Raw genomic sequence first — 25,578 nt, 5'->3', positions numbered from 1 at the left:
GATGTTCGACGGAAAAGTGCACTGTTTTTTTATTTATCCCCTGCCAATACCGCGCGATAACTTTTCAATCGATGAAAATCGACAGGTGATATTTTCCTACTGGTTGGGTCTAATAATTCTTTTTGTTTTAGCTGTCGACACAAACGGATAACGGTTTGAGTTTCGGTACCGCTGTATTCTGCAATTTCACGACTAGTCCAAGGGTAGTAGTCAAAGTGCTGGAAAAGATGGAGTATTGCATCGATGATTCTTACCGCAGCACTGTGAGCCGCAATATCTGACAGTCGATTCTCAGCATCGCCAAGCTCTTGGCATACCTCTTTCATGAGGTGTTTTAGTAGCTCTGGCGCATGTTGTTGTAGCTGGTCTAAGCTCCGCAACTGAATGTGTTGAAGCTTTGTTGGCAGCAAGCTGCGGGTCGTTAGATGATAACGTTGATGGCTGAAAAGGCTTCGATAACCAAAGTAATCGCCCCTGCCATAGACTCGTAGTAGATTTTCTTTACCTGTTTCCGTGATACGATACAAACCGACTAGCCCCTCTTCAAGATAGTAGAAGCCATTGGCAAGTTGATTTGCTCGATAAATAACCTGCTTTCTTTTTATCGTCAGCTCATGGCAGTGAAAAGTAGCTGGAAACATTTTCCTCTCTGTTGTTCGTATATGTGAAAATCTAATTAAAAGCATCGCTTTAGTTTATGTCATAGGACATAAACTAAAAAATTATATTTATGTCACGCGACATAATAGCATGGTTGCTTTCTGATTTATCCTTAGTATGTCTGATTTTTGAGGTGTGCTATGGATTATTTTTCTCTTCTTTTTTCTTTTGATGCGTTATTAAAGCTAGGATTTGGCGCGCTAATTGGTATGTGCCTTGGATTAACTGGCGTTGGCGGTGGCGTACTCATTATTCCTATTCTGACCGTGTTTTTTGGGATGCAAACGATTATGGCCGTTGGTACGGCGAGCATTATCTCGACTCTTGTCAAAGTGAATGCGGGGTTTGCTCATATTCGAGCTGGTAACGTTGCTTGGCGTCCGCTGCGTTGGATGTTACTTGGTGCGGTGCCGATGACGCTTTTTACTACAACGTTGATTATTTACCTTGTCGAGCATAGCACCGTGGGGCCAATGGTCAGTGTTGCTGTTGAAGCTGCCATTATAGCCGTAATGCTCTTTGCACTTGTTTCGATTTACCGAAAGTATCGTCAGGCCAATCAGCCGAGTGATGCTGTGTCGCGATCAAACTCAACCGCTGTTGGGGCCGGGATGGCTTGCGGCTCAATCCTTGGTTCAACCGGCGTTGGTGGTGGTGTAATGTTATTGCCAGCATTTAATTCACTATTGGGTGTCGATATTAAGAAATCGGTTGGCTCGTCGGTTGTTATGGCGTTGGTGCTTTCGTCATTAACTGCATTGAATTATAGCCGTGGTGGGCAGAGTGATATGATTGCTGCAATTATTATGACAGCAGGCGCTTTCATTGGTGTCCCTATTGCCGTTAGATTGCTAAAACGTTTTTCGGATAGCCAAGTCTATTTATTAACCTTAGCAATTATTAGTGTTAGTTTGGGTCTAACATTGTTTAGTTAGACATTATCTATTTCATCTAAAAAGCGTCCACAGGGCGCTTTTGGGGTTATATGGGTCCGGTTTCCACGAGTGCTGGTCGTTGCCAAGAATGATAAGTAGTAAGGTACATGTTGCATATCGAGGTAAAATAATGGCTAGGTAATTGCTTTTGTTTGTGATATACCTCTCGTTTATGTGAGCTGTTTTAGATTTTTTATAGATATTCTTATCTGTACACGGTTGAGATTATCTATATAAGACTTTCTTTATTTTCACACTTGCGATTTAAGTCGTTGTTATTTAATCGCTTTATGACGAGCCGTCTTCTTTCGATCCATTTAAAGATGAGAGCTATGTCACATTCTAAATGTGGTATTACAAAAATCCAGTAAAAGACTTTTGGGTGCTCTAGAGAAATGGCTGTTGAATATCGACAATATTGCCTAACGTAAACCACGACTGCAATTACAAATACTGAAGGGGAATTGGCATGATCACCGATTTAATTAATGAGTCACTGATATGCTTAGATCTTAAAGCGACAACTAAGCACGATGTGTTCAACGAAATGATCGAGATTTTATACTCGCAGAAACGCATTGGTGATAAAGAACTATTCTTGCAAGATGTGTTGGCACGAGAAGAGTTAGGTAACACTGGCTTTGAAGACGGTGTCGCACTGCCGCATGCGAAAAGTAACGCTGTTATCTCCCCGGCTGTTGCTATCGGTATTAGCCGTTCAGGTATTGAATATGGCGCGGAAGACGGACTACCATCTAAACTATTTTTCATGATTGCCTCGCCTGATAATGGCGCTAATCATCATATCGAAGTACTGGCTGAGCTGTCGTCGAAATTAATTGAAGATGGTTTTATTGAAAAGTTTTTAGCCGTTGATAACACACACGATGCCTTACAGTTGCTGTTAGAAGAAAAAGCGGTAGTTGAAACGTCAGCAAAAGATAAAGGTTTCATCATTGGTGTGACGGGTTGCCCTGCAGGTGTGGCACATACGTACCTAGCCGCAGAAGCTCTAGAAAGAGCGGCAGCTGAGATGGGCTACGAGATTAAGGTTGAGACCAATGGCTCACTAGGTGTCGAGAACAGCCCAACAGCGGAAGAGATTGCACGTGCAGATGCGATTGTTATTGGTTGTGATAAGCAAGTTGACCTGACACGTTTTGCCGGTAAACGCCTGATTGAAAAAGGTGTTAAAGCACCAATAAAAGACGCGAAAGGGTTAATTGAAGAGGCGTTAACCGCACCAGCTTACGAGGCTGTTATTGGCCAGAAGGTGTCAGCAGAGCAAGGGTCTTCGACTCACGCAAATTCCGAGCAGAAGAAGCATGCTTCTCGTTTTATTCCCTTCCTGGTTGCGGGTGGTCTGCTGGTTGCGCTAGTGTTAGCGATGAAATAATTCGTGCAATAACGACAGGCGTCTGATTTTGACTAACACCCGCTATCGGCGGGTGTTGTTTTATGTGTAATGTGATCTATTTGCGGCTTAGCAGCACAGCCATTACTCCGCGCGGATAAGTATTTTACCTTGCTGATTACAGAGCATGGCATGCTGCCCAGTTGTTTGCGAATAGCCAACAATTGGTAATAATGTTGGGTGCCACAAAAAGAAAAGCTAATGGTAATGCATCGGATTTATCATCCAAAAAGCGCTTGTAACGTTTTAGTTGCTTTAGATTGAAACGAATGTCGTTATTGCCCTTATTGAATCGCTGCAAAGGCAACCGCATCAAGCCTATACCATCATTGGACTCGCTCTGGTAAGCTAGCTGCCGCTCGAGTATGCTGAATTTAATGCTGAGTAAAATAGACCATATAAAAGAGTAATAAGCATGAACAACGAAAAAGACATTATCGACAGCCTTGAAGAGCTAGAGACATTCCTACTGGCGATTGAAAATGGCGGGTTAGGGTTAAAAGATGTCGCGGGTGTTGCCATGGCAACCAATAACGCCGATGGCCGCCGTTTTGTTGCTGTGCTAGACGAAAAGAATCAATTGTTATTGGCTCGTTGGATCACGGAAGAAGTGTTCGAAAACGGGCAGGATCTGGTTCGCTATGGCACCAAGCCACGTCACTAATTAAAGCGTTCCGATGTGAAGGTGTGCTTTACAGTGACAACCAGCAACGAATTTACGCGTTGCTGGCTTGGTGTCGTTAGCGCTTTGCTGTTGGATCAACGCACGCATAAGTTTGACCAATGCTCGCAGGGTCAGCAAGCAACGTGTGAATGAGTCGCGCCACTTCGCCGCGGTTGATTAGGCCGTGCACCTCAACACCTTGCGATAGCTCACCTTGTTGAGTTGCAGGGCCTTGGTTTAAGCCCCCAGGACGTACGATGGTATAGTCAAGTTCACTGCTGGTTAACCATGTCTCGGCCAGCGATTTTTCCCTTACCGCTCCACCAAAGCCGCGACGAGCGCGCTCTGACAGATATTGCCAAGAGTCGCCACAACCGAGCGATGTCACCATGAGAAAGCGATTTATCTGACGCGCTTGAAGGGCGTTAATCAAGTGACGATGCCCAATATAATCAACAGGCACTTCCGCACTGTAACTACCCATAGTAGAAATGACCCAAGCATCCTGAGGGAGTTGCTCAACGACAGCCTCTACCTGATCTTGCTCGGTTGCATCACAGCGATAAACCTGTTTACATGCACTTTGCATTGCTGCAGATTTGTCTGGATTGCGTGAGATACCTGTTACGTGAAAACCTTGCGCATTAAAATGTTCAGCAATAGCAAGACCAAGTCCGTTACCCGCGCCCCAAACGACAATTGTATTCATTTTGTCTCCTCAATGAAGGTATTGCTCTGCCAATGATGTACCGGTATTCAATTTGACTCATCAGCAGGCGTTAATACTGTTTAATTAGATTTATTTACTAGGCATACCTTGGCGTAATCGGCTAGCTGATAATGACAGGGTAGCCCGCTGTGGGGTGAGGGATTACATTCACTTGCCACTGATAGACTGCATTTACAATCTCAGGCGTTAGCACCTCATCAGGCTTACCGTCGGCGACAACGTGTCCGCCGTTAAGTAAAACTAGCCTATCACCATACTGGGCAGCAAGATTGAGATCGTGAATGACAGCCACCACTGCCGCTCCTTGTTTAGCCATTTTTCTCGCTAGGCTTAATGTTTTGTGTTGATGCCCTAAGTCTAATGCCGATGTTGGTTCATCCAGTAATAGTGCACGTTGCTCGCCACTTTGTTCGATTTGAGTTAGCACGCGCGCAAGGTGAATGCGTTGCTTTTCTCCCCCAGACAGAGATGGGAAGATACGCTCGGCGAGGTGACTCACATCGGTGATCGCCATGTTCTTGGCAGCAATCGCTTCAATATCTTGTTGTGATGCGACGAGGTTTAAACCGCCGAGTTCTACCACCTCTCGTGCACTAAAAGCAAAGGTGAGATTACTGTGCTGAGGCAGTATCCCAAGATGTTTGGCTAACTGTGACGGCTTCCAGTCTTTGAGTGACTTTTCAAAATAGGCAACCTCACCTTTTGTTTTCCATTCGCGACTGATCAGCTTAAGAAGGCTGCTTTTACCTGTTCCATTCGGGCCTAAAAGAATCGTAAATTCGCCAGCTTTGATATTGGAGGAAACATTTTCGAGAATGGTTTTCGTGCCTAGCGTTAGGTTTAGGTTGTTGAAACAGATCGCACTCATGCCAGCTTTCCTCGTTGTTGAATCAATAGCCAAATAAAGAACGGGGCACCGATTAGCGCAGTAACAATACCGACTGGCATATCAAGTGGAGCAACAACCGTTCTTGCAATCATATCGGCGACCAGTAGCAGAAGGGCGCCAAGGATAGCCGAAAGTGGAATTAGACGACGATGGTTTGGACCCGCAATCATTCGCCCGATGTGTGGCACGATTAGGCCAATGAAACCAATCATTCCTGCCAGTGACACGGTCACGCCAACGCCAGCGGCGGTGAGTAGAATAAGGCGACGCTTTAAATTCTGAACATCGATACCCATATGGTTAGCTTCTGCTTCACCCAGTAGCAAGGCGTTAAGTTTATCTGCATCTCGATAAAATAGGGTGAACAGTATGGCAAGCGCGCAGAATGCCAAGGTGATCCCACTCCAGTTAGCCCCTGATAGTGAACCCATACTCCATAAAGAGAGATCGCGAAGTGCTTGATCGTCGGCAAAGTAGTTCATTAAGCCCAACCCGGCGCCGGCAAGAGCACCAATCGCCACGCCGGCGAGTAGCATCATTGCAACAGATGTACCGTTGGCACTGGTGCCGAGCTTATAAACCAAAATCGTCGTGAGTGCGCCACCAATAAAAGCGAAAATTGGTACCGTACCGAGCAACAGTAAAATTGGGTAGTTTGCAGCAAGCGCACCGAAAAGAACGATAGCGATAGCCGCACCTAGCGAAGCGCCTGCAGAGACGCCGATAATCCCAGGATCGGCTAACGGGTTGCGAAACAGTCCTTGCATGACAGTGCCACACATTGCCAACAGTCCACCAATGGCAATGCAGAGCAAAGTGCGGGGAAGACGTACTTGTTGGATTACCATTAGAATGTGGTTTGGCAAATCAGAATCTAAGGGTAGCAACGCGCGCATACTGTCCCAAAAACTAATATCCATTGGGCCTAATGAAATGGAACTTACCACGGCCACATAAAGTGAAATGGCACTCCACAGCAATAAGGTGCCAAACGGCAAACGGTTAGATTGAGTACGCATTACAGATTAGGCTCGCTGCTGAGATGTGCTTGGAGCGTCTCAGTTAGCTCGAGACTTTGCAGGCCAAATCCACTGATGATGGCTGCACTACGCACTGGGATGAAATTTTGATTAATTCCTGCAGGGGTTGCAGCGAGAAGCGGGTTCTTTTCGAGGATTCCATCAATGCCACCCATCGCTTCCCATGTTCGTTCTGCAAGCATAATGTATTCAGGTTGAATTTCTAAGATAGCTTCAATTGACATGGGCTTATACGAATTGAAACTCGCCTCTACTGGATTGATGCCACCAGCGAGTTTGATCACGGTATTGACCGGTGTTTGATCGCCAGCGACGGTCATGGGACGATTTTCCGACATCATGACAAATAACACGCGAGGCGCTGTCTCTGGCTTATGCTGTTCTAGCGCTTCAAAGCGTTGATTAACCGCTTTTTTTAAGGTTTCTGTTTTTGATGATAGACCGGTAATTGTGGCAATTTCATCAATACGCTGAACAAGATCTGCGGCGTGATTTCCCGTTGAAACGGTCTCTATCGCAACGCCGGCATTGCGAAGTGCATTGATTGTCGACTCTGGCCCCATTTCGTCAGAGCCAATAATCATGTCTGGCGCAAGTGAGAGTAACCCTTCAGGTGACAATTGACCCTGATAGCCGAGAATTGGGATATCGCTATCTTCGTCAATGTAATGGCGACTCGAGAGATCAACACCAACGAGTCGCTCCTCAATACCAAGTGCATAAATAATCTCAGTGCTAGTTGAGCCTGCACTGATAATGCGTACATCTTGGTCAGCGATAACGGCAGATGACAGTGTCATTGCAATCAGGCCAACAGCGGAATATTTAAGCTTGTTCATTAAAGGCGTGCTCATTAGTTTGCCTCTTCCATAATAATTTGGGTTTGAGATAGGTTGTTTTTCTGCATAAATGTCAACATTTGCATCATCAGTTGTACATGCGCTGTTCCATCGGCGCCTAAGATCACCGGTGTTTCCGGCTCTGCTTCTATTTTGGCGAGCAATGTATTGGTAAACGTGTCCCACTGTTCGAATTGGTCGCCGTTTATTGCCCAGTGAGGCGCATTAGGGTGAATATTAATGGCAATTACATCGCTCTCAACATCGGAAAGAACCCGCTCTTCATTGGTTGTCGGTATGTCGATTTCTAGCGTTTGGATATTGATACTGGCAGTCAGTAGCAAGAAAACCATTACGATGAAAATGATGTCCAACAAGGGGGTTAAATCGGGTTTAAAGTCGGCATTGGTTTGCGAAGTGGTCGATGTAATCATGCGCAGCACTTCGCTACTTTTTCACAATGCTCAGCACAAGGTGAAGGACAATGCGGTTGGTCGATAGATAGGCCTTCAAGATAAAGGTTACAGTGATTGAGGGTGTACTCAATTTTCGCTATCACTTTGTCGGCCCAAACGGAGAACAGTTGTGAGCAGGTAATCGCGGGAAGTGCAATAATAAGACCTGCAGCTGTTGTCGCCATTGCCAAACCAAGGCCATCAGCCAGATCCGATGGTGCAACAGAACCGGTGGTTTGGGCGATACCTTCAAACATACCAATCAAACCTAACACGGTGCCTAATAGGCCGAGAAGTGGACTGATCACCCCGATAATATTAAGAATACGAAGCCCAGAAACGAAACGCTGGCGTTGGGTGTGTAGCCAAATTGATACTGCTTCTTCACGGAGATTTTTCGGGAAGTGACGATGGGTGAATAACATCACGATGCCGCGCGAGATCGGTGAACGATGCTGGGAGTGATATTCAGCAAAAGCAGTCAGTTGGTCTTGATCACTAACATCCAGCTCGTAGAGTTTACCTAGCACGTTACGGCTATGAAAGCGGCTATTTAGCAGAATATAAACTAAGCGTTCTAGAACTATCATTAGTGTTACTACAGACAGTGCTGTTAATGGCCAACTCATTACGCCTAATTGGTGTTGAATGGACGTAAAAATACTCATGGTGATTTCTCTTAGTTAAGCTTAAAACGAACAGGAACCTTAACGCGATACGCGATGGCAGTGCCGTTCTCATAAAAAGGTGACAGTCGCCATTTAGCAACGTCGTTTAATGCTGCTTCATCCAATACGTCATGACCTGATGATTCAACGATGGTCAGGGCATGTTGAGAGCCATCTGCGTTCATCTCAATTTCTATCCAGACGGTTCCTTCCAAACCACGACGTCGAGCAAAACGAGGGTAATTTATGGGCCCTGGTTTTGCCTCAAAAGTTGGATTTTCAATAAGTTGAGGTTGTGCCGATTGAGTATGATTGATCTCTTCAGGCGTACTTTCTGACGCATCACTTTGCTCGACTTCGACTATTGGCTCAGGCTCAATAATCGGTTCGGGTTCAACAATCGGCTCAGGCTCAATAATCGGTTCGGGTTCAACAATCGGCTCAGGCTCGATAATCGGCTTAGGTTCGATAATCGGTTCAGGTTCGATAATCGGTTCAGGTTCGATAATCGGTTCAGGTTCGACAATCGGTTCAGGCTCGATAACTGGTTCAGGTGCAGGCGGCGGAGTTTGTACTGAGACAAACGACAAACTGACTACGTGTCCTTCTTCGTCTGAGCGAACCCCCAACTCTATCGTGGGGGACGGTTTAGGGAATGCCGTACTGTGAATTAGAACAGAGGCAGCTCCAAAGAGAATGTAACGGCGTAAATTCATATCGAATCTGATAATTATGTGAACTGGTGTCTATTATTCATAAAATGCGAATGATAGCAATTATCATTTGCATTTTATCTTTGCTTTTGTATGATTAGGCAAGTTGTTGAAAAGGTGTGTAAATATTTTGTTAATGCACTGGTGTTTACTTGTTTAATGTGGTTTCTATGATCGATTTGAATGATGTTAGTTTGGTTGGGCAGTCAAGCCCAGATCCACTTCGTTTCGCCTTTGCTAAAAAAGGTATGGCTCATCCAGGAGGCCAAAGTAAACCGGTTCCCCCACCGCAGGTACAGCAAGCGTTGTCCAGTGCGTTACAAACCGTGCCTGAGAATGCAGGCCCACGTTGCTTGTACGTACATATTCCTTTTTGTCGAGTGCGTTGCACTTACTGTAACTTTTTCCAATATGCGTCTAGTAAGTCTTTAATTGATGCCTATTTTAACGCCTTGACAGTCGAGTTAACGCGTAAAGCAGCACAGCCATGGACACAGTCTGCGCCTTTCCAAGCGGTGTATATCGGCGGGGGAACGCCGACAGATCTCAGCGCTGCTCAGCTGCGTACTCTGGGAACCATGATCCGAGATCTATTTCCATTAACGCCAGATTGTGAACTGACCTTAGAGGGGCGAGTAAACAAATTTGACGATGAGAAGTTTGAGCATGCTCTTGAAGGTGGCTTCAACCGTTTCTCGTTTGGTGTACAAAGCTTTGATACTAAAGTACGCCGTGCTGCGAAACGCCTTGATGATGGTGATGTTGTCGTTCGTCGCATTCAGGATCTAGTGGCATATAATGCCGCGCCGATTGTGATTGATCTACTTTTCGGCCTACCACATCAAACGTTAGATACTTGGCAAACCGACTTGGATGGTTACTTAGAGTCAGGTGCTCATGGTGTTGATCTTTATCAGCTTATTGATATGCAGGGTTTACCGATGCATCGGATGGTTGAGCAAGGTAAGTTACCAATGCCAGCCGATACTCCAACAAAAGCAACAATGTTTGAGCGTGGTGTGCAGTTTATGGCAGGGCATCATCAGCGCCGCTTAAGTTGTAACCATTGGGCCAAAGATAATCGTGAACGCAGTATTTACAATAGCCTCGCGAAAACAACCGCCGAGATACTGCCTGTTGGTGCTGGTGCGGGTGGCAATGTTGGTGGCCTGCAAATGATGCAAACCCGCGATATGGATGATTACATTGCAGCGGTTAATGCACAGCAATATCCAGTGCCAATGATGATGCGTAGCGCGGGTGGTGGCGAGATAACCGCTTGTGTTAAGGCGGCCTTTGACCGCGGTGTACTTTCTCAGCAGCACCTAAATCGTCTTGCCGGTTCTCACCTTTTTGAGCAATTAATGCCGTTATTTAGTGCATGGCAAAAAAATGGCTTAGTGAACATATCGTCTAAATACCTGACCTTAACGCTCGCTGGTGAATTTTGGACAGTGACGTTGGCACAAAATACGATCCGTACGATTGCGACGTTGAAAGCGGCACAATCTGCAGCTTAACGTTATTCGTTCATTTTATATTTATTATATTTGCGGTGCGTAATGTACCGACATCAAGGAGAATATCATGTACGAGACATGTACATTTGAAGATGCGAAACAATTAATTGCTGCGTTATTAGAAGAAAATGCGGGCATGTCAGTAACGGATCTTGCAACTAAAGCTAACTTGACTGAAGCAGAAGCTTGTATGGCACTACCAGAAGAGATGGTAGTTGCAACAGATGGCAAGCACGCTGAAACGATTTTAACGGCACTACCTGACTGGGGGCGTGTTACTACCATTATTAATAACTTCGGCTCTATTTTTGAAGTTAAAGCGCCTTTCCCTAAAGGCAAGAGCATGCACGGTTATTATAATTTGTTGAGCCGTGAAGGATTAAATGGCCATTTGCGTATCGATTTGATCACCAATATCGCCTTTGTCAGCAAGGTATTTCATGGGATGGATACTCACCATATCGCGTTCTTTAATAAAGAGGGTGGGTGTGTATTCCGTGTTTATCTTGGTCGTGATAAAGCACGTAACCTGCTGCCAGAGCAGGTTGAACGTTATAATGCGATGAAACAGGTATACGTGTAATGACCCGGATGCGGTCACTGAGGGTGGCCTTTATTTTGAAGTAAGTGGTCTTTCTCTGCGCGATATTATTCATATCAGGGAAGAGCACGTCAGAAAATAAAAGTGATTGAAGAATTAAACTATTTGTTTGCTATACGCACCTGCAGAATATTTAGGTGCGTGAATTACTTCGCCTAAATAAAGAATGATTTAAATTAGCACGCCTATTTTGTGGGACTCAAATGAAAATTTCAAGAATTGCGTTATTAGTGAGTATGGCATGCTCTTCTCATGCCTTTGCCAACGAAACATTTACTTTTGATGAAGTGGTTGTTTCTGCAACACGTACCGAACAAGAAATTCGTGATGTCGCATCCAGTGTCGCGACAGTGAGTGATCAGGATATTGAAAATACCCTGTCCCAAAACTTACAACAAATACTGAAATCCAAGCCAGGTGTTAGCATGGAAGGGCAAGGGCGCTTCGGTTTGTCAGGTTTTAATATTCGCGGGCGTGAAGACAATTATGTAAAAACTATTGTCGATGGGGTACAGCAATCTAGCCTGTATAACCCAGGTGCAGATGTGATGCGTAAAAATCAAAATACCGTTGAAACAGATACATTAACGAGTATTGAGATCAATAAAGGGCCAGTTTCAAGTTTGTATGGTTCAGATGCACTAGCTGGTGCGGTGATTATGCGTACCAAGCGGCCTGAAGACTTTCTTACTGCGTCGGGTGACGACAGCTATGCATCCATTAAAGGTGGATACGCCAGCGTCAATGAGAGTTTTAAATCCACGGTAACCTTGGCCAATAGAAGCGGCGACTGGGAGTCGTTGGTGATGTATACAAAGCGAACGGGCCATGAGACACAGACGCACAGTAGCGGCGCGGATATTGAAGGGCGCGATCGTGGTCAGGCAGATCCATTTGATATCACTCAGGATAACTTTTTAGGTAAACTCTTTTATCAGGCAAGTGAATCCCACCGTTTTGGTTTCACTGCAGAGGTGTTTAACCGTCAGGCTGATGGCGATCTTTTGCATAATAACGGTTATGAGATAATGCCAGGTCTGGTTTATTCTCAGAACAGTGCCAATGATGAAGACCAACGCATTAGATTTAGCTTAGAGCACCAATGGCAGGCTGATCAGCTCTTATTTGATGACCTTGATTGGTTGTTAGCTTGGCAACGTAGTGAATCTAATCATTCAACGTTTGATCATACCACTGATCACCCGATGATTTCTAAGCCGGGCTACCGTGAGCGTGAACGTAATGGTACCGATGAATCTACGCAGTTAGATGTTAACGCAAATAAAGGGCTTGAGTGGGGATCGAGCTACCATGAGTTGAGTTATGGTCTTAGTTACCTAACTAACCAGTTTGATCTCGATTATACCAACTACTATTACAGTGATGGTAGTGTGGTTGATGCGGCGCCAGAGGTTCCAAATGCGAAGTCGAATATTTGGGGTGTGTATATGCAGGATCAGGGCTTCTATCTGGATGATCAGTTAGTTGTTACTTTTGGTGCACGCTACGACAGTTTTGAATCGACGCCAAATAGTGGTTCGGGCTACGAGAAGGCCAGCAATGATAAGTTTACTTTCAGAACGGGCGCGGTGTACCACTGGACAGACAGTTTCAGTACGTTTGCTCAAATAAGTCAGGGCTTTAAGGCGCCAACGCTGCAAGACCTCTATTACCAGTATTCAATGGGGGTCGATATTCTGCCTAACCCTGATTTGAAAGCTGAAGAGAGCATTGCTTACGAAATTGGTACGCGATTTGCCCATCGATTTGGCCGTGTTGAGATGTCGGCATTTTATAATGATTACAAAAACTTTATTGAGGATAGATGCTTAGATAACTGTGATTATCAAGGCGACGATCCAGATGTTAAAGAGCAATGGAAAAAGGTCAATATTGCTAAAGCCAAAATTTACGGTGCAGAGGTGAGCTCACAAACCGATTTGGCTGCACTGGTGCCGGCACCGCAAGGCAGTTTTGTCGATATGTCTCTTGCTTGGGCGCGAGGTGAAGATCGTGAAACGGGAGATGCCATTGATTCAGTGGCACCACTAACGGCTTATATGGCAGTGGGCTATGACGAACCGCATGGCCATTTTGGCGGGCGAATCTCTGTTGAGGCTGTTGCTGCAAAAGAAGGCAGTGATTGGTCAGACAGTGAGAACCTCAAGGCGGCGGGTTACGCGATAACGGATATTACCACGTACTACATGCCAACGGAGAATATGACGTTGCGTGCTGGTGTGTTCAATGTTTTCGATAAGAAGTACTGGCATTATAGCGACTTAGTTAATCAAACAGCATCGAGCCAAGGGATTGATCGTCGAACTCAGCCTGGCCGAAACTGGGGTATTGATTTCGAATACGAGTTCTAATGATAAGTCGTTTGATGTTGGCGAAGTATTCTAACCGTACAGCCCACCCACAGTGGGAGGGCGGCGTGCTTTGTTCAGCTTGCTGTTTTTGTGCAGCGACGGAGCGGCAAATAGCATTTATGAGGAAAATTTTGTGAGTGACGTACGATTAACGTCTTTGTCCACACGCTGGATCTATCAACAGGCAATGAAGCATAAGAAACGCCTGATTATCGCGAATGTCGTGGCGGTGTTGGCCACCTTTATCAGTGTGCCAATCCCAATGCTATTGCCCATTATGGTTGATGAGGTTTTGTTAGATAAGCCCGCTTGGGGCGTGAACGCGATGAATGTGTTGTTGCCACAAGCTTGGCATCAACCTGCAGCGTATATTGTTTTTTCTTTGGTGCTCATTATTACTATGCGTACATTGAGCCAAGGCTTGAATATTCTGCAGAGTCGGCAATTTACACTGGTGGCGAAGTCGCTCACTTGTCTGATCCGTCACCACGTTCTCGATAAACTGGGGCGTGTTAGCATGCGACAGTATGAGGAGAAAGGCAGTGGTGGGATCACCTCACATTTGGTGACTGATGTAGAAACTATCGATAAGTTTATTGGTGACACGCTCAGTCGAGTAGTCGTTGGTGTGTTGAGTATTATTGGCATTGGTGCCGTTCTATTGTGGTTAGATTGGCGTTTAGGGTTGTTCATTCTGCTGCTTAATCCGGTGATTGTTTATCTATCACGTATTATGGGACAACGAGTAAAAACACTTAAGCGCAAAGAAAATCAATCATTTGAGCGGTTTCAGCAGCGCTTGGTTGAAACCCTTGAAGGGCTCTATCAATTGCGAGCGGCAAACCGAGAAAAAGATTATCTAGCACGATTAAAATCGGATGCAGAAGGGATTCGTGAAGACGCCGACCGCTTTGCATGGCAGTCAGAAGCTGCTAACCGAGTTTCATTTTTAATGTTTATGCTTGGTTTTGAAGTCTTCCGCGCGGCGGCGATGATAATGGTACTGTTTGCTGACCTAACGATTGGGCAAATTTTTGCCGTGTTTGGTTATCTTTGGTACCTGCTATCCCCAGTACAAGAACTGCTTGGGATTCAATATGCTTGGTTTGGTGCCTCGGCGGCTATCAAGCGCTTGAATGCGTTACTCAATCTTGAGGAAGAAAATCGTCCAATAGCCACCGTTGACCCCTTCAAATCCTGTCGCTCAATTGACATAGAGTTTCGTGATGTTAGCTTTAGCTATGATGAAGAGCGCCAAGTCTTAGATGGGTTGAGTTTGCACATTCCTGCGGGAAAACGGGTTGCGTTGGTGGGGGCATCTGGCGGTGGTAAATCGACCTTGATCCAGTTGTTGATGGGTATTTACCAAAAAGACAGTGGTAATATTTGCGTTAATGGTGAGCCAATTGAAGCGGTGAGCTACGAAGCATTGCGAGAAAAGATGGCGGTGGTGCTGCAACAACCGATGATCTTTAATGATACTCTGCGTCAAAACCTCACGCTGGGTGACACCAAGTATACCGATGACCAGTTGTGGCAAGCGTTAGAGGTGGCACAACTGACTGACGTGACTGAAAAGCTGCCCGCTGGTTTAGATTCTGCACTTGGGCGTCAAGGGGTGCGCTTATCGGGTGGTCAACGTCAGCGTTTAGCCATTGCGCGTATGGTGTTAACTGATCCTGATCTGGTCATATTGGACGAGGCAACTTCGGCGCTAGATACGAAAACAGAAGCGGCGTTACACGAGGCATTGCAGAAGTTTTTGGCGAACCGGACCACCTTGATAGTTGCTCACCGCCTTTCTGCGGTGAAACAGGCTGATCTTATTTATGTACTGGAAGATGGCAAGGTTTCACAATCAGGAAATCATGCTGATTTGGTTAATCGTACTGGCTTGTATAAAACCTTATACGGCAACCTGCAAGCGAGTTAATTCCTAATCTGTTTCAATCTGAATGATCTGGTCATTATTATTTAGCCCCACTATGCGTGTGGGCTAAAGCTTGCCATACGTGAAATTCGAGCATACACATGGTAGTGTTAGAAAAGGATACAGAATCAGTGTTTAACTTATGAATAAAGAATCAAGTTGTGGTCGTCATTTACCCCAGCTTTCAGATGAAGCGATGGCTCGCTTAGTGCAAATATTTAACTTGCTGGGGGATCCGAAGCGGTTGCAGTTGGTCATTGCCTGCCTCGATGAGCCGCAGCCCGTGTGTTGTTTGGCGGAACAGATCGGCATGTCGCAGCCCTTAACCAGCCATCATTTACGCAGTTTGCGTGAAGCTCGGGTATTAAAATCGACGCGAAAGGGTAAACAAATGTTGTACGAACTTGATGACCATCATATTCGCCATGTCGTGTTAGATTTAGCTAATCATGTTCTTGAGCAGCGTTAGGAAAATGTTTGGGTTCGATAGCCTTAGTGATAGGGCTCAATATCGGTTTAAATATTATATATTTTACTACTCTCAATGAGAGAATTGAGGTAAATTCTTCCTGTTCAATCTGGGAAGTAAAAATGGATAAACATGAAGAAGTGTTAATAGCACTACGTCAGATCATTCGAGCTATCGATCTGCACTCAAAGAAACTAAATAAGGAAGCGGGGTTAACTGCACCTCAGCTGCTTTTAATGCGTGAAATTCGCCAGGCGGGAGAGGTTACCATCCGTCAATTGTCGAATAATACCAATATGAGCCAAGCGACTGCGACGACGATTCTTGACCGCCTTGAGAAAAGAGGGTTAGTTGAACGCCGCCGTAGCGTACTGGACAAACGTAAAGTGCATGCCTATCTTACTCTTTCCGGTGAAGAAACCCTCAGTAAAGCACCGCAACCTCTACAAGAGAACTTTATTCATCAGTTTCATAAGCTAGAAGAGTGGGAGCAATCGTTGTTGCTGTCATCGGTTCAGCGCATATCTTCAATGATGAATGCTGAGCATTTAGATGTTGCACCAGTGATGTGTACAGGTAGTGTGACTGAGTGATGTGAATGGATATGACAGATGCGTGGTATCTGTCATATCTTCGAAATGAGTGACGCAATCCCTTCGAGTTATCCCCCCCAACCAGAGGAACGAGAGCTGCTTTTACTGCTGCTCCAACTTGACTTCGCTTTTGCTGTAGAGCCAAACCCACCCCGTTTTATTGTGCGCGATACTGTCGGCTTGGTTTTCATATCTTCGCTTGGGATTTTCACTTTGGTTCGCTGACTAACGCGATCATAACGATAGCCATCAGCAGTGGTCCAGCGATCGTAGTAGATGCTACCTGGATAGGTAGAGTAATACATGGGTTGCGAATAATATTGTGAACCATTTAGCATGCGAGCGAACATAAACCCCGTCATTGCAGGCATAAACCAGTTATTCTGAGGGTTATGCATGCAGCTGTTTGAGCCAAATTCTGCCTGACAATCAGCTAATGAGTTGTATTTAGGTGCAGTTCGTTCCGCATCAACTAATGCTAGCTCATAGGCAGATTGGCAGGATTCGGATTGAGCTGGATTGTCATCCACACAATCAGCAACAGATTGATAAATGGTCCCATCAACCTCTTTATCTCCACAGCCTGTAAGAACTGCTGCGGCAATAGGCGCAAGGGTAAACCAGCGCCACTCTTTGCGTAGGTGATCAGCATTGATCGTTTTACTTCGCTTCATATCACCTCCATCAGTACGTCATGCATGCGGCATTCAAAATACCCACCGCAAGGGACATGCTCGCCATGATGATCGCAGCAGGGAGTTCGTTGTTTTTAATCCGTTCAACCAGCTTGGGCATAAAACCAAAGCGAATGATGGCAAAAGCGACAATTTGCGCCACCAGCGCGATCACGCCCCATAACGCAAAGTCAATCAGGTTGACAGCGTTGCTAGCAGCACCGCCAATAGCAAGTGCGTAGCCTAAAAATGCCCCAGCTAATGCAATCGCGGCAGCACTGTTTTTCTCTTCTTTTACTAAGTGCCATTCATCGTGTGGGGTTACACGGGTATAAATAAACTTGAAAACAAGTAAGAACAGCAGAGATAAACCAAAATACATCAGGAAAGCGGGAAGCCCAGAGAGGTATTGTGTCAACATAACAGAGAATCCTTAAGCAATAAGTTTAAAATCGGTAGGGGAGAGAGCAAATCCGGTGCTGATCACGACGCAACGCTCTGCTTGTCCCTGTTGTATTTTTTCTTCCCCAGCAACAATGAGACTTTCAAACAGGTTACTATTAACTTCACGCTCGTACAGCATGGCGAATTGATCTGTTTCAGTTATATTGTTTGAGGCAGACCATGTTTTTTCAGTCATAGCAACGGGCTTTATATTGTCCCAGACTTTGTCAAAGTGATGCCCTTCCAGCTGCCAGCTATCGTTAACAATGTCGTTGTCTAACCACTGTTGCCATTGCGAAGAGGTATCAACTGATTTTGTTTCATAGAAATAGAACAGTTTGACCTCACTAATATCCGCATCCTCGGTACCATGCTGTAAGATCTGGATAAACCCATCATCATCAGTGTAGTAGCGTACCAGTCGAGTATTTTCATCAAGTTGAACAACACCAACCGCCTGAATCAATTGCGTTTGGCTTGCTCCTTCAATGATCAGCTCTGGTTCTATAAGCTTTAGTTTTAGTGGGTCTAGCTCAAAGGCTCCGCCAAGGTATAGCCCTAGCACCTCAGGCGGTGGTGAAACTGACGCCGCGTTGTCTGAAGCGCTTTTCTTTTTGAACCAATCAAACATAATATTTTACCAGTGAAAGTCTGAGACACGCTCATCAGCAATATAAAATAGCGTCATTCCTGAATAAACTTCGGTATCAAGGGAGGGGTTTAAGGTAATGCGACCCTCGGTGTCAGCCAACCCGATAAGGGTGGCATTGAACGTGTGCTTGAATCGCTCAAATAGAACACTAACATTGGTTGCTGTTGTGCCTGAAGGGTAGGTAACAGCATATTGTGTCATGCCTTTATTGGTTGCTAAGAGTTCATGATGCAATCGACTTGAACCGGGGTCGACCGCTGCCTTGGCCATCATCTCAACCGATACTGACGGAATACATTCGACATTAGGGCAATGCTGCTTCAACAGCTCACTGAGTGTTTCATCATTAAAGTATGCCAAAATATGCGCGTTGGGATTCATGCCTGCGCAGTAGAGCGCTGAGCTAAGCGTGATGTCATCTTCTGGGTTATCAATCAGAATGGTGCTGGCCTTATTAAGGCAAGCGCGTTGCATCGATTGTTGGTCGGTAAAGGTCTCTGTACGAATAAAGTCAATTTCTCCTGGCAACGGATTTTCCATCTCTGGTCTTACGCACAGTACGATGGTTTGTTTGCTTTTTACATCGTGCTGCAGCATTCGAATGAGCTGTAAAGTACGCTGTCCGTTCCAACCTAAAATAACGATATGATCGGTCACGTTAATTCCTCGTTTTCCGGTTATTCCTCTGCGCCAATAATCCACCATCATGGACGCAATATGACCGACAATAATCGCAAATAATCCCAGCCCGGCTGGAATAATAAAGAGCAATGAGCACCATTTGCCCAGTGCGGTGCTAGGTGACATGTCGCCATAGCCAACGGTTGATGCTGTGACGACTAAATAATAGAGAAAGTCGGTAAAAGACGCAGTAAGGTCGTGTTCATTCGCGAGCCATAAGGCAAGCCACGACAAGATGACGTAGCTGCCAAATAGAATGAGTAAATTTCGACCAGTTAAGCGATTAAAGTGTTTAAAAGCCCATTGGCGCAAAGCTAACCATATCGGCATTACTTATTACCAAGAATTCGTGCTAGTTCATCCTCGGCAGAGCTTTTTCCTCCTGGCGTAATCCCAGCGTCAGCCAGTTTCTTATCTAAACTGCTGCCTGATTGCTCTTCTGCTAACTCTGCTGCGGCTTCAAGTTCGGCTTGACGTTGGGTTTGACGTTGTTTGATCCGCTCGAGTGATTCGACGGCGGTGTGCATTTTTGCGTTGGCACCGACATTGGTCGCAGATACGGCAGTTTGTGCTTTTTGAACGGCTTCGTTCGCTTTCACAACATCGACCTGTTGCTCAAGTTGGCGTAGTTTCTCTTTGGCTTGAGTGATATTGCTCAGCATGGTGCTTTCAGAGGCTGTAAATTGATCTAGATAGACTTGTTCACTGTCTAGCTCGTTTCGCAACTCGGCCACTTTCTTCGCACATTCAAGGGCTAAATCTTGCTGGGACTTCTCCATAGCCGCGCGCGCATGCGCTTCGTACTCATCGACACTGCTGGTGATGGCAGCAATCTTCTGTTGGGCCACTTTGCGCTTAGCAATAATTGAAACCAATGCCTGATCAGAACGACGTAGCTCTTCTTTTGCTTCTCTAATTTCCTGATCAAGAATACGTAATGCTTGGCTATCAGCAACGGCTTCTGCCGCCTCGTTGGCACCGCCTTTAATCGCGGTCACCAGTTTTTTCCACACGCTCATGATCTTTCCTTATTTTAAGTGCTCTTGGTACAGTTCAATAAATGCTTCAACATTTTTGAATAGCGTTGCCACTTCGATGACGATACTTTCTGCTTTGGATTGTGAAGAGAGTGAGCCAAATGCGACGTAGTAGCTTTGGTTTTGAATGGTATTAATGCCAATTGTTGAGAGAGGAAACATCTTATGGGTGCGTAAGATCTCTTCATTTAGCAAGTTGGCATCATTAACAGACGTTGATGGGAAAAGCAGCACCTCAACTAAAATTTGTTCTCCAGCGACAGCGAGGTAAGCTTCGATGTTGTCTTCGTTGGTGATCAGCAGGGTACCACTTTGAAGCGTGACTTCCCAACCGGCATGCTCTGAAAGCAGTGTTTGTAGTTGCTCTAAATGCCACATTATTTGTCTTCCTATTAATAGATTACAAAGTAATAAGTCCTTATTGTTATCTGATTGTATTGAATCGTTGTTGCACTTGGCAATGGTTGTTGCGCTTTTTTTGCGAGGGCAGAAAAGAAAATGGCTTATATCTGAAGTCAAACAGCATTATGCAAAAGTTTGTCTATGTCGTTTCGGTGTTAATTGTGCCCAATCTAACGCGATTGATGTTTTTAACTAGTTTGCATTGTTGCATTCGATACTTGGCTTATGAAAAGCAGCCAATATAGGCTGCTTTCAATGATTATCTATCTCTGTTGTTCATGCGACTATTGTTCGACTGTTAATGCAATAGGCGTGTTCTCATAGTAGCGTTGCACCTTATGAATCCAGTAGAACCCATCTGTCGGATGGGTTTCAGATAGACCTACCCCATCAGTACTAACCCCGACGCCCGCACCAAAGAGTACAGTATGTGCACCGGCATCTGCCGCTTCTTGCATGTGGTCCGCCCAAATAATGTCGTTACCTTGAGTGTACACTTTGGCATCTAGACTTTTGTTCTGGCTAAAATGAGCCATCCTTGCAGCACTACCGGGTGTAAATTGGTCACCCAAGAAATAAGTGGCAGCGGAGTCTTCATATTTCATCGGTGTATTAGTTAGGTTGGGGAACGACCCATCGGCACTATATGGACTGATTGCGGTACTGGAGTTGATATGGCCAACGGGAATTTGCCATAACACAACGGGTAGATCGCTAATGTCTTTCATCGCTTTAACAAAGAGCAAATAGTTATTCCAATGATCGGCATTCCAGAACCAAGTCGACTTCTCAGGCTCTTCTGCAATATTGATGGCGCTGTCTCCACCATAGCCTGTCGCATCGAGTCCATATTTATCAATGGAGATAAAATCAGCACCATAGCTGCTGACCCCAGAACGCAGGTAGTAATCCGTAATCGCTTTTGCTTCTTCGTAAATATTTATTCGACCTTGCTCCCAACCCAAATAGCCCTGATGTGCTGGACCTTCATCCGTAATATGCATTAATCCCCGCACACCAACAGGTGTTGTATAGCCTCCTGGTTTGATTGCCCAAAGGTTCATTTGCCAGCCAAACTCAACATTCGGTGCGTCACGTTCAATAATGTAGTTAACGGCGCTAACGAAATCGGTCAGGGTATTGTCGAAAACAGGATCGCCTTCGCCCAGAAAGCCGAGTTCATACGCAGCTTGGGTATAAACAAACGTCGTTACGGGGTCATCATCATTTTGCGCCATGTAACCCAATGCATCAGGCTCAAGGATCATTTGTACCGTTTCATCGCCGGCTTCTTTATTGATGATGTCGATGGCGTATTTTAGATCGGTGAAATAGGCTTGCATATATTCTTGGCTGATGAGATGACTCATATTCCGAGTATAACTTTCATTCCCATCTGGAATGTTGTAGTAAACAAAAGAAGGAATCATGCCATATTTCAAGCTTTCACGTATGAAGCTAATTGCGCGTCCACCTTTCGTATTAAGCCGGTTTTCAGTGGTTGCCCAACCTGCTTGAACGAGAGGGAAAGGGCCGCCATTTAGGTAAATGTATCGAATATCGACACGCTTATTTTTGCCTTCCTCATCGAAGCTTTTCCAGAAGTCTAAATCGGCAATTGAGTCTTCGGACACAGAGCCTACCGCGAGGTAATTTGGCATACCAGGTAGGCTTCCGTCAGCGTTCCTTACCCTAATTCCGATGTAGCGCTCTTTGCTCTGCCCGTCAGATATTTTCAAACTTGCGCGACCTGAACGAAGGCCATTTAGCAGAACCTTATTGCCGTTAGCTGAAACGGTGATGACCTCATCATTATTGGTTTTGACGATCGGATCACTTACACCAGCGATCAGTAGTTCGCTTTGTCCTAATGGGATCGTATGTTGATAGATAATTTGTTCAGTTGCGTCTAGTTCAGGGAAAGTGATGGTTTGTGTCTCTATACCTTCTGCCGCGCCAGAGAGGATATGAATATCAGTGGCAATACTGTTGAGTGTGCAGTTTTCAAACGCTTGCTCCGTTAAAGCAGGAGTCGCGCCAAAATTAATGGTTGCACTGCTGCCTGGCTGAATTTCCGCACCCCACTCGGTGTTGTTAAATTCAAAACGGCCATTTTCTTGTGTGTACTCAGCTCCAGATGCATCACTGATGGTAAAATCAGTATCACAAGCGAGTTGCCAGTAGGAGGTTTTCACCTCATCATCATTTTTGATAACAACTTTTCCTCGAAAGGCGCCTTCATATGATGAGGTCATTTTGAAGCTAGCGGAGAGCTGGCTTGCATCATGTTGATCTTCTGCGTTGTCTGTTCCATTAATGGCGATGGTGACGGGTTCTTGGTTAAAGGTGCAATCATTGAATGAATCTTGATTGACTTCAGGTTCTCCACCAAACTCTATTGCTCGAGTGCCTCCTGCCTGAATCATATTTGTCCATGATTCATTAGTTAATGTTGTTGGCGTACCTGAAGTAACGATGGCGCCAGAAGCGTCAGTAATGGTGAAGTTAGTGACACAAGAAAGTGCCCAACCATCAATGTCCGTATTGCTGTTGTTTGTAAACGTTAGTTTTCCTCTAAACCCACCGTAGTAGGTGCTGGTATCTTCATACTCTATAGTGATATTTTCGGCTAGTGCTGCTGGTGATATTATCAGTGCAGATAGCCATATTAGCTTATTGATCTTATTCATTGTATTCCCTCACGTTATTGTTTCTTGTTGATTTTTACATCAACAGTGTAGGTGGTGGAAAATAATCGAGAGGGAAATATGTGCTAACTGTTATTTACCTTGTATTGCTGTGTAGCACGCAAGGGTTGATTACAAGTAATTTACGAGTCACTTCAATGTTTTAAAGGAAGGGTTCATATTATTATAGATAAACGATGCCGTTGAATTGTGGTGGTAATGGTGACGTGTTCGCGATTAAAAATATTACACAGACCATTAGAGGCTTTCTTTTTGGAGCCGTTCGTTATCGTCACCTTGTGTATACTAAGGGCGTAGCACTTTAAAGATAATGTTGAACAGCTTTTTACACTGTTTTAAAGCGTGATAGATGAACAGGTAAGATTATGAAAAAAATAGGCTTTATTCTTTCGTTGTTGCTTCCGATTAGTGTTATGTCATCGCCTCAAGCAGAGATCGAGCACCTGTTGGAATTTGTCCGTATGACGCCTTGTTTCTATGAACGAAATGGCGTCTTGCATACAGGACCTAAAGCGTTTGAGCACATTCAAAAGAAAGCCGATTATTATGCTGATGACATCCAAGCAGCGGAAGACTTTATTGAATATTCAGCGACGAAAAGCATGCTAAGTAAGCAGAGATATCAAGTGCATTGCGAAGGGCGCCCCGTTGTTTATAGCAGTGATTGGTTATTGAGTGAGTTACAGCGTTACCGAACCATCAATTAGTTAACAACTGAAATATTGGAGTGGTGATCAGGCTTGATATTTTAAGGCACTCCTTTTGGTAAAACTGTCACTTGTCGGAAGCCAATATAGCTTGATCACATAACGTTTGATCAATTTCTATCTCATTTGGACAAAACCTTGTTACGAATCCGTGGTGATTGCGAGGTCTTGGATAAGTACTGCTAAGGTAAATTATTCAAAACACCTACGAACTAGTGGCTAGTTTTACTCATCCACTACACCCCAGAAAGCAAAACGGGACTGCCATGTTGCCAGCATGCTATGCGCTGTGTCGGCGCCACCCGACCGAGATAGCCGCAAGGCCCATCAAACTCCCTCCGAGCAATTTACTTAATAAGGTTATACGGGCTTGTCCAACAACCGGATAGAAGTGTCGGCTGCGCGACACGTATCCTTATTTGTTAGCCTTTAGTTTTAATCTTCTACCCAAATATCATTAGGGAGATCTTTTTTATTGGTTTGAGGCAATTCTCTATCAGGATTCTCTGGCCACTCTGGGGATAACGCCGTTTTGATATCATCGGCATCTACATAGGCTACAATTTCAACCTGCTGATCTGTCTCCCACACCTCTCCACTCCACAGCATGAAGTCATATCTACCTATAGATTGCCCCAACTTCAGTGCTACAAAGTAAATGCCGGGAGTTGGTGGTGTGCCTTTTTTCCAGTTTAAAGTGGTTTTCATATTTGTTCCTATAAATTTTTATTGCTAAAGCTATCAGCAATATCAGACATTTCCAATAAATATAATAGGTTATTTTTGTAGGCGTGATGAGCATTGTCTAGCAAACCAATAAGTAAATAGCAATTGTCATCAAAATAGTTACTAGAATAGATAAGAGCTGTATTGCTAGTTTTATCAAATGCAAACTTCTTCAAGTTCCAACGCTTGGACGTTTTATCTTTTATATGTATATGTCGCAACCCGGATAATCGAAGCTTTTCGGGAAAATCAAACGTCGTATCTCTCCCAAAATCATGTGGTTGCACACCTTTTTCCTTGTACTCACGAAACTTGTTTTTTAAAGCCTCATAAACATCAGGGGAGAGCGAATCTTTAAACGGCTTATAAGCAAATATTCTAACTTTATCACTCATTCACTATTCCTCTTCCACAATGAGTATAGTTTTTGCTATCTCAGCTCGTGACAATATTTTTCTCTTTGAGTTGGCCGCAGCAGAAATAATCCGCACCTTGTCATGCAACGGATCTCCTGAATAAGTTACACATTGAGATTTTGATTTTAATAATACAATAGGTCGATTTTTTATTTTCATTTCTTGATCTCCTTTTCTCGAGAGATCGAAGATATTCAGTCCAAACTTATTTACCTATTTGTCAATCGTCGATATGCGACAAAACCAATGACTACTGTGTAACACAATGAAATACGTAGCTGAGTTCGGTAACGCTTAAGCATTTATCCATTGTCGAAGCACTATGGATAAATGCCTGTTGGCACACTCAGATTTATTCGTCCATCACTCTCATAGCTCAACTGGCTAGGACTTAATCCTATTCTATTGCAATACCTAGAGAGGTAGCCGACAACAGCTTCTGTTTGGTGTAATACCGGTTTACTGTAAACCACACAAGACTTTTCTCGCGCATCATCCAGTAAGTTGTTGTGAGTATCGATAATTTGACGAACGCGAGAAAGCATCTCCTTCTTAAAACGAACTGATAGCGCTTTTACAGGGAATAGATATGTCAGTTTCCTTGTTGGGCGCCACTGCCGATCAGCCGTCAGTACACCA

At 44.7% G+C, this 25,578-nt stretch carries 27 protein-coding genes and 2 pseudogenes; 10 read left to right on the top strand and 19 right to left on the bottom strand.

Translation table 11 applies throughout. The features are described 5' to 3' along the window. Positions 1 to 29 precede the first annotated feature (29 nt). Positions 30 to 641, bottom strand: a complete 612-nt coding sequence (locus tag ACKLNH_RS17820) for a Crp/Fnr family transcriptional regulator (protein WP_413113608.1) — start codon at positions 639 to 641, stop codon at positions 30 to 32. A gap of 159 nt (positions 642 to 800) precedes the next feature. Here ACKLNH_RS17820 and ACKLNH_RS17815 point away from each other — a divergent pair, with 159 nt between their 5' ends. The 3 genes and pseudogenes from ACKLNH_RS17815 to ACKLNH_RS17805 all read left to right on the top strand — a co-directional run bounded on the left by ACKLNH_RS17815 (position 801) and on the right by ACKLNH_RS17805 (position 3,673). Next, positions 801 to 1,595: a sulfite exporter TauE/SafE family protein gene (locus ACKLNH_RS17815; protein WP_413113607.1), complete on the top strand. Its 795-nt coding sequence runs from the start codon at positions 801 to 803 to the stop codon at positions 1,593 to 1,595. A 469-nt stretch (positions 1,596 to 2,064) separates the two neighbouring features. Beyond that, positions 2,065 to 2,854 (top strand): annotated as a pseudogene (locus tag ACKLNH_RS17810) (fructose PTS transporter subunit IIA); the annotation flags it as partial. Between the two features lie 570 nt (positions 2,855 to 3,424). Then, positions 3,425 to 3,673 carry a hypothetical protein gene (locus ACKLNH_RS17805; protein ID WP_413113606.1) on the top strand — a complete coding sequence of 83 codons (249 nt, stop codon included), beginning with the start codon at positions 3,425 to 3,427 and terminating at the stop codon, positions 3,671 to 3,673. Between the two features lie 76 nt (positions 3,674 to 3,749). On the opposite strand, the gene ACKLNH_RS17800 is transcribed toward ACKLNH_RS17805, so the two are convergent. The 7 genes from ACKLNH_RS17800 to ACKLNH_RS20665 form a co-directional block, all read right to left on the bottom strand. Continuing rightward, positions 3,750 to 4,382, bottom strand: a complete 633-nt coding sequence (locus tag ACKLNH_RS17800) for an SDR family NAD(P)-dependent oxidoreductase (protein ID WP_413113605.1) — start codon at positions 4,380 to 4,382, stop codon at positions 3,750 to 3,752. A gap of 121 nt (positions 4,383 to 4,503) precedes the next feature. Further along, positions 4,504 to 5,271 carry a heme ABC transporter ATP-binding protein gene (locus ACKLNH_RS17795; protein WP_413113604.1) on the bottom strand — a complete coding sequence of 256 codons (768 nt, stop codon included), beginning with the start codon at positions 5,269 to 5,271 and terminating at the stop codon, positions 4,504 to 4,506. Continuing rightward, positions 5,268 to 6,311 (bottom strand): FecCD family ABC transporter permease, encoded by a 1,044-nt coding sequence (locus ACKLNH_RS17790; RefSeq protein ID WP_413113603.1) that lies wholly within the window; start codon positions 6,309 to 6,311, stop codon positions 5,268 to 5,270. Before ACKLNH_RS17790 ends, ACKLNH_RS17795 begins: the two co-directional genes overlap by 4 nt. Continuing rightward, entirely contained in the window at positions 6,311 to 7,171 is an 861-nt protein-coding gene (locus ACKLNH_RS17785) for a heme/hemin ABC transporter substrate-binding protein (RefSeq protein ID WP_413113602.1), read from the bottom strand. The genes ACKLNH_RS17790 and ACKLNH_RS17785 overlap by 1 nt, the downstream gene beginning before the upstream one ends. A 14-nt stretch (positions 7,172 to 7,185) precedes the next feature. Next, positions 7,186 to 7,605 carry an ExbD/TolR family protein gene (locus ACKLNH_RS17780; RefSeq protein WP_413113601.1) on the bottom strand — a complete coding sequence of 140 codons (420 nt, stop codon included), beginning with the start codon at positions 7,603 to 7,605 and terminating at the stop codon, positions 7,186 to 7,188. Further along, positions 7,602 to 8,294, bottom strand: coding sequence for a MotA/TolQ/ExbB proton channel family protein (locus ACKLNH_RS17775; protein WP_413113600.1), 693 nt, complete (start codon positions 8,292 to 8,294; stop codon positions 7,602 to 7,604). The genes ACKLNH_RS17780 and ACKLNH_RS17775 overlap by 4 nt, the downstream gene beginning before the upstream one ends. A gap of 11 nt (positions 8,295 to 8,305) precedes the next feature. Beyond that, positions 8,306 to 9,010 carry an energy transducer TonB gene (locus tag ACKLNH_RS20665; protein ID WP_462476588.1) on the bottom strand — a complete coding sequence of 235 codons (705 nt, stop codon included), beginning with the start codon at positions 9,008 to 9,010 and terminating at the stop codon, positions 8,306 to 8,308. A gap of 167 nt (positions 9,011 to 9,177) precedes the next feature. Here ACKLNH_RS20665 and hutW point away from each other — a divergent pair, with 167 nt between their 5' ends. The 6 genes from hutW (at position 9,178) to ACKLNH_RS17735 (ending at position 16,492) form a co-directional block, all read left to right on the top strand. Then, positions 9,178 to 10,527, top strand: a complete 1,350-nt coding sequence (gene hutW / locus ACKLNH_RS17760; RefSeq protein WP_413113599.1) for a heme anaerobic degradation radical SAM methyltransferase ChuW/HutW — start codon at positions 9,178 to 9,180, stop codon at positions 10,525 to 10,527. Between the two features lie 67 nt (positions 10,528 to 10,594). Further along, the gene (gene hutX, locus ACKLNH_RS17755; protein ID WP_413113598.1) at positions 10,595 to 11,110 is read left to right on the top strand and encodes a heme utilization cystosolic carrier protein HutX; all 516 of its coding nucleotides are present in this window, start codon (positions 10,595 to 10,597) and stop codon (positions 11,108 to 11,110) included. Positions 11,111 to 11,331: 221 nt separating this feature from the next. Then, complete coding sequence (locus ACKLNH_RS17750) at positions 11,332 to 13,500, top strand: TonB-dependent hemoglobin/transferrin/lactoferrin family receptor (protein WP_413113597.1); 2,169 nt, start codon at positions 11,332 to 11,334, stop codon at positions 13,498 to 13,500. Between the two features lie 133 nt (positions 13,501 to 13,633). Beyond that, positions 13,634 to 15,433 (top strand): ABC transporter ATP-binding protein, encoded by a 1,800-nt coding sequence (locus tag ACKLNH_RS17745; protein WP_413113596.1) that lies wholly within the window; start codon positions 13,634 to 13,636, stop codon positions 15,431 to 15,433. A 139-nt stretch (positions 15,434 to 15,572) separates the two neighbouring features. Further along, positions 15,573 to 15,899, top strand: a complete 327-nt coding sequence (locus ACKLNH_RS17740) for an ArsR/SmtB family transcription factor (RefSeq protein WP_413113595.1) — start codon at positions 15,573 to 15,575, stop codon at positions 15,897 to 15,899. 122 nt (positions 15,900 to 16,021) lie between these two features. Continuing rightward, the gene (locus tag ACKLNH_RS17735; protein ID WP_413113594.1) at positions 16,022 to 16,492 is read left to right on the top strand and encodes a MarR family winged helix-turn-helix transcriptional regulator; all 471 of its coding nucleotides are present in this window, start codon (positions 16,022 to 16,024) and stop codon (positions 16,490 to 16,492) included. A gap of 68 nt (positions 16,493 to 16,560) precedes the next feature. On the opposite strand, the gene ACKLNH_RS17730 is transcribed toward ACKLNH_RS17735, so the two are convergent. From ACKLNH_RS17730 to ACKLNH_RS17700, 7 genes are all read right to left on the bottom strand, one after another. After that, entirely contained in the window at positions 16,561 to 17,166 is a 606-nt protein-coding gene (locus ACKLNH_RS17730; RefSeq protein ID WP_413113593.1) for a DUF1190 domain-containing protein, read from the bottom strand. A 10-nt stretch (positions 17,167 to 17,176) separates the two neighbouring features. Next, positions 17,177 to 17,587 (bottom strand): DUF350 domain-containing protein, encoded by a 411-nt coding sequence (locus tag ACKLNH_RS17725; RefSeq protein ID WP_413113592.1) that lies wholly within the window; start codon positions 17,585 to 17,587, stop codon positions 17,177 to 17,179. 12 nt (positions 17,588 to 17,599) lie between these two features. Beyond that, entirely contained in the window at positions 17,600 to 18,241 is a 642-nt protein-coding gene (locus ACKLNH_RS17720) for a YjfK family protein (RefSeq protein WP_413113591.1), read from the bottom strand. 6 nt (positions 18,242 to 18,247) lie between these two features. Continuing rightward, positions 18,248 to 19,273: a potassium channel family protein gene (locus ACKLNH_RS17715; RefSeq protein ID WP_413113590.1), complete on the bottom strand. Its 1,026-nt coding sequence runs from the start codon at positions 19,271 to 19,273 to the stop codon at positions 18,248 to 18,250. Next, complete coding sequence (locus ACKLNH_RS17710; protein ID WP_413113589.1) at positions 19,273 to 19,962, bottom strand: PspA/IM30 family protein; 690 nt, start codon at positions 19,960 to 19,962, stop codon at positions 19,273 to 19,275. The genes ACKLNH_RS17715 and ACKLNH_RS17710 overlap by 1 nt, the downstream gene beginning before the upstream one ends. A gap of 9 nt (positions 19,963 to 19,971) precedes the next feature. After that, positions 19,972 to 20,361, bottom strand: a complete 390-nt coding sequence (locus ACKLNH_RS17705; protein ID WP_413113641.1) for a DUF2170 family protein — start codon at positions 20,359 to 20,361, stop codon at positions 19,972 to 19,974. A 305-nt stretch (positions 20,362 to 20,666) separates the two neighbouring features. Next, on the bottom strand, positions 20,667 to 23,072 hold the full coding sequence (locus ACKLNH_RS17700; RefSeq protein ID WP_413113588.1) for a cellulose binding domain-containing protein: 2,406 nt from the start codon (positions 23,070 to 23,072) through the stop codon (positions 20,667 to 20,669). Between the two features lie 383 nt (positions 23,073 to 23,455). On the opposite strand from ACKLNH_RS17700, the gene ACKLNH_RS17695 reads away from it, so the two are divergent. Further along, the gene (locus ACKLNH_RS17695) at positions 23,456 to 23,797 is read left to right on the top strand and encodes a DUF5329 family protein (RefSeq protein ID WP_413113587.1); all 342 of its coding nucleotides are present in this window, start codon (positions 23,456 to 23,458) and stop codon (positions 23,795 to 23,797) included. A 435-nt stretch (positions 23,798 to 24,232) separates the two neighbouring features. Here the strand turns inward: ACKLNH_RS17695 and ACKLNH_RS17690 are convergent, their stop codons facing one another. The 4 genes and pseudogenes from ACKLNH_RS17690 to ACKLNH_RS17675 all read right to left on the bottom strand — a co-directional run. Continuing rightward, positions 24,233 to 24,505 (bottom strand): hypothetical protein, encoded by a 273-nt coding sequence (locus ACKLNH_RS17690; RefSeq protein WP_413113586.1) that lies wholly within the window; start codon positions 24,503 to 24,505, stop codon positions 24,233 to 24,235. 8 nt (positions 24,506 to 24,513) lie between these two features. Next, a complete protein-coding gene (locus tag ACKLNH_RS17685; RefSeq protein ID WP_069510005.1) occupies positions 24,514 to 24,918 on the bottom strand; it encodes a type II toxin-antitoxin system YafO family toxin in 405 nt (134 codons plus the stop codon). Between the two features lie 3 nt (positions 24,919 to 24,921). Then, positions 24,922 to 25,098: a hypothetical protein gene (locus ACKLNH_RS17680; protein ID WP_154218409.1), complete on the bottom strand. Its 177-nt coding sequence runs from the start codon at positions 25,096 to 25,098 to the stop codon at positions 24,922 to 24,924. A gap of 185 nt (positions 25,099 to 25,283) precedes the next feature. Next, positions 25,284 to 25,578 (bottom strand): annotated as a pseudogene (locus ACKLNH_RS17675) (transposase); the annotation flags it as partial.

Source organism: Thaumasiovibrio clandestinus (assembly GCF_047250365.1).
Classification (GTDB): domain Bacteria; phylum Pseudomonadota; class Gammaproteobacteria; order Enterobacterales; family Vibrionaceae; genus Thaumasiovibrio.
The sequence above is the reverse complement of the archived record's forward strand: the minus strand, read 5'-3'. Positions and strand labels throughout refer to the sequence as shown.

Excerpts from the sequence above, each read along its gene's own strand:
- ACKLNH_RS17820 (WP_413113608.1), bottom strand. The coding sequence starts at position 641 with ATGTTTCCAGCTACTTTTCACTGCCATGAGCTGACGATAAAAAGAAAG.
- ACKLNH_RS17815 (WP_413113607.1), top strand. The coding sequence starts at position 801 with ATGGATTATTTTTCTCTTCTTTTTTCTTTTGATGCGTTATTAAAGCTA.
- ACKLNH_RS17805 (WP_413113606.1), top strand. The coding sequence starts at position 3,425 with ATGAACAACGAAAAAGACATTATCGACAGCCTTGAAGAGCTAGAGACA.
- ACKLNH_RS17800 (WP_413113605.1), bottom strand. The coding sequence starts at position 4,382 with ATGAATACAATTGTCGTTTGGGGCGCGGGTAACGGACTTGGTCTTGCT.
- ACKLNH_RS17795 (WP_413113604.1), bottom strand. The coding sequence starts at position 5,271 with ATGAGTGCGATCTGTTTCAACAACCTAAACCTAACGCTAGGCACGAAA.
- ACKLNH_RS17790 (WP_413113603.1), bottom strand. The coding sequence starts at position 6,311 with ATGCGTACTCAATCTAACCGTTTGCCGTTTGGCACCTTATTGCTGTGG.
- ACKLNH_RS17785 (WP_413113602.1), bottom strand. The coding sequence starts at position 7,171 with ATGAACAAGCTTAAATATTCCGCTGTTGGCCTGATTGCAATGACACTG.
- ACKLNH_RS17780 (WP_413113601.1), bottom strand. The coding sequence starts at position 7,605 with ATGATTACATCGACCACTTCGCAAACCAATGCCGACTTTAAACCCGAT.
- ACKLNH_RS17775 (WP_413113600.1), bottom strand. The coding sequence starts at position 8,294 with ATGAGTATTTTTACGTCCATTCAACACCAATTAGGCGTAATGAGTTGG.
- ACKLNH_RS20665 (WP_462476588.1), bottom strand. The coding sequence starts at position 9,010 with ATGAATTTACGCCGTTACATTCTCTTTGGAGCTGCCTCTGTTCTAATT.
- hutW (WP_413113599.1), top strand. The coding sequence starts at position 9,178 with ATGATCGATTTGAATGATGTTAGTTTGGTTGGGCAGTCAAGCCCAGAT.
- hutX (WP_413113598.1), top strand. The coding sequence starts at position 10,595 with ATGTACGAGACATGTACATTTGAAGATGCGAAACAATTAATTGCTGCG.
- ACKLNH_RS17750 (WP_413113597.1), top strand. The coding sequence starts at position 11,332 with ATGAAAATTTCAAGAATTGCGTTATTAGTGAGTATGGCATGCTCTTCT.
- ACKLNH_RS17740 (WP_413113595.1), top strand. The coding sequence starts at position 15,573 with ATGAATAAAGAATCAAGTTGTGGTCGTCATTTACCCCAGCTTTCAGAT.
- ACKLNH_RS17735 (WP_413113594.1), top strand. The coding sequence starts at position 16,022 with ATGGATAAACATGAAGAAGTGTTAATAGCACTACGTCAGATCATTCGA.
- ACKLNH_RS17730 (WP_413113593.1), bottom strand. The coding sequence starts at position 17,166 with ATGAAGCGAAGTAAAACGATCAATGCTGATCACCTACGCAAAGAGTGG.
- ACKLNH_RS17725 (WP_413113592.1), bottom strand. The coding sequence starts at position 17,587 with ATGTTGACACAATACCTCTCTGGGCTTCCCGCTTTCCTGATGTATTTT.
- ACKLNH_RS17720 (WP_413113591.1), bottom strand. The coding sequence starts at position 18,241 with ATGTTTGATTGGTTCAAAAAGAAAAGCGCTTCAGACAACGCGGCGTCA.
- ACKLNH_RS17715 (WP_413113590.1), bottom strand. The coding sequence starts at position 19,273 with ATGCCGATATGGTTAGCTTTGCGCCAATGGGCTTTTAAACACTTTAAT.
- ACKLNH_RS17710 (WP_413113589.1), bottom strand. The coding sequence starts at position 19,962 with ATGAGCGTGTGGAAAAAACTGGTGACCGCGATTAAAGGCGGTGCCAAC.
- ACKLNH_RS17700 (WP_413113588.1), bottom strand. The coding sequence starts at position 23,072 with ATGAATAAGATCAATAAGCTAATATGGCTATCTGCACTGATAATATCA.
- ACKLNH_RS17695 (WP_413113587.1), top strand. The coding sequence starts at position 23,456 with ATGAAAAAAATAGGCTTTATTCTTTCGTTGTTGCTTCCGATTAGTGTT.
- ACKLNH_RS17690 (WP_413113586.1), bottom strand. The coding sequence starts at position 24,505 with ATGAAAACCACTTTAAACTGGAAAAAAGGCACACCACCAACTCCCGGC.
- ACKLNH_RS17685 (WP_069510005.1), bottom strand. The coding sequence starts at position 24,918 with ATGAGTGATAAAGTTAGAATATTTGCTTATAAGCCGTTTAAAGATTCG.
- ACKLNH_RS17680 (WP_154218409.1), bottom strand. The coding sequence starts at position 25,098 with ATGAAAATAAAAAATCGACCTATTGTATTATTAAAATCAAAATCTCAA.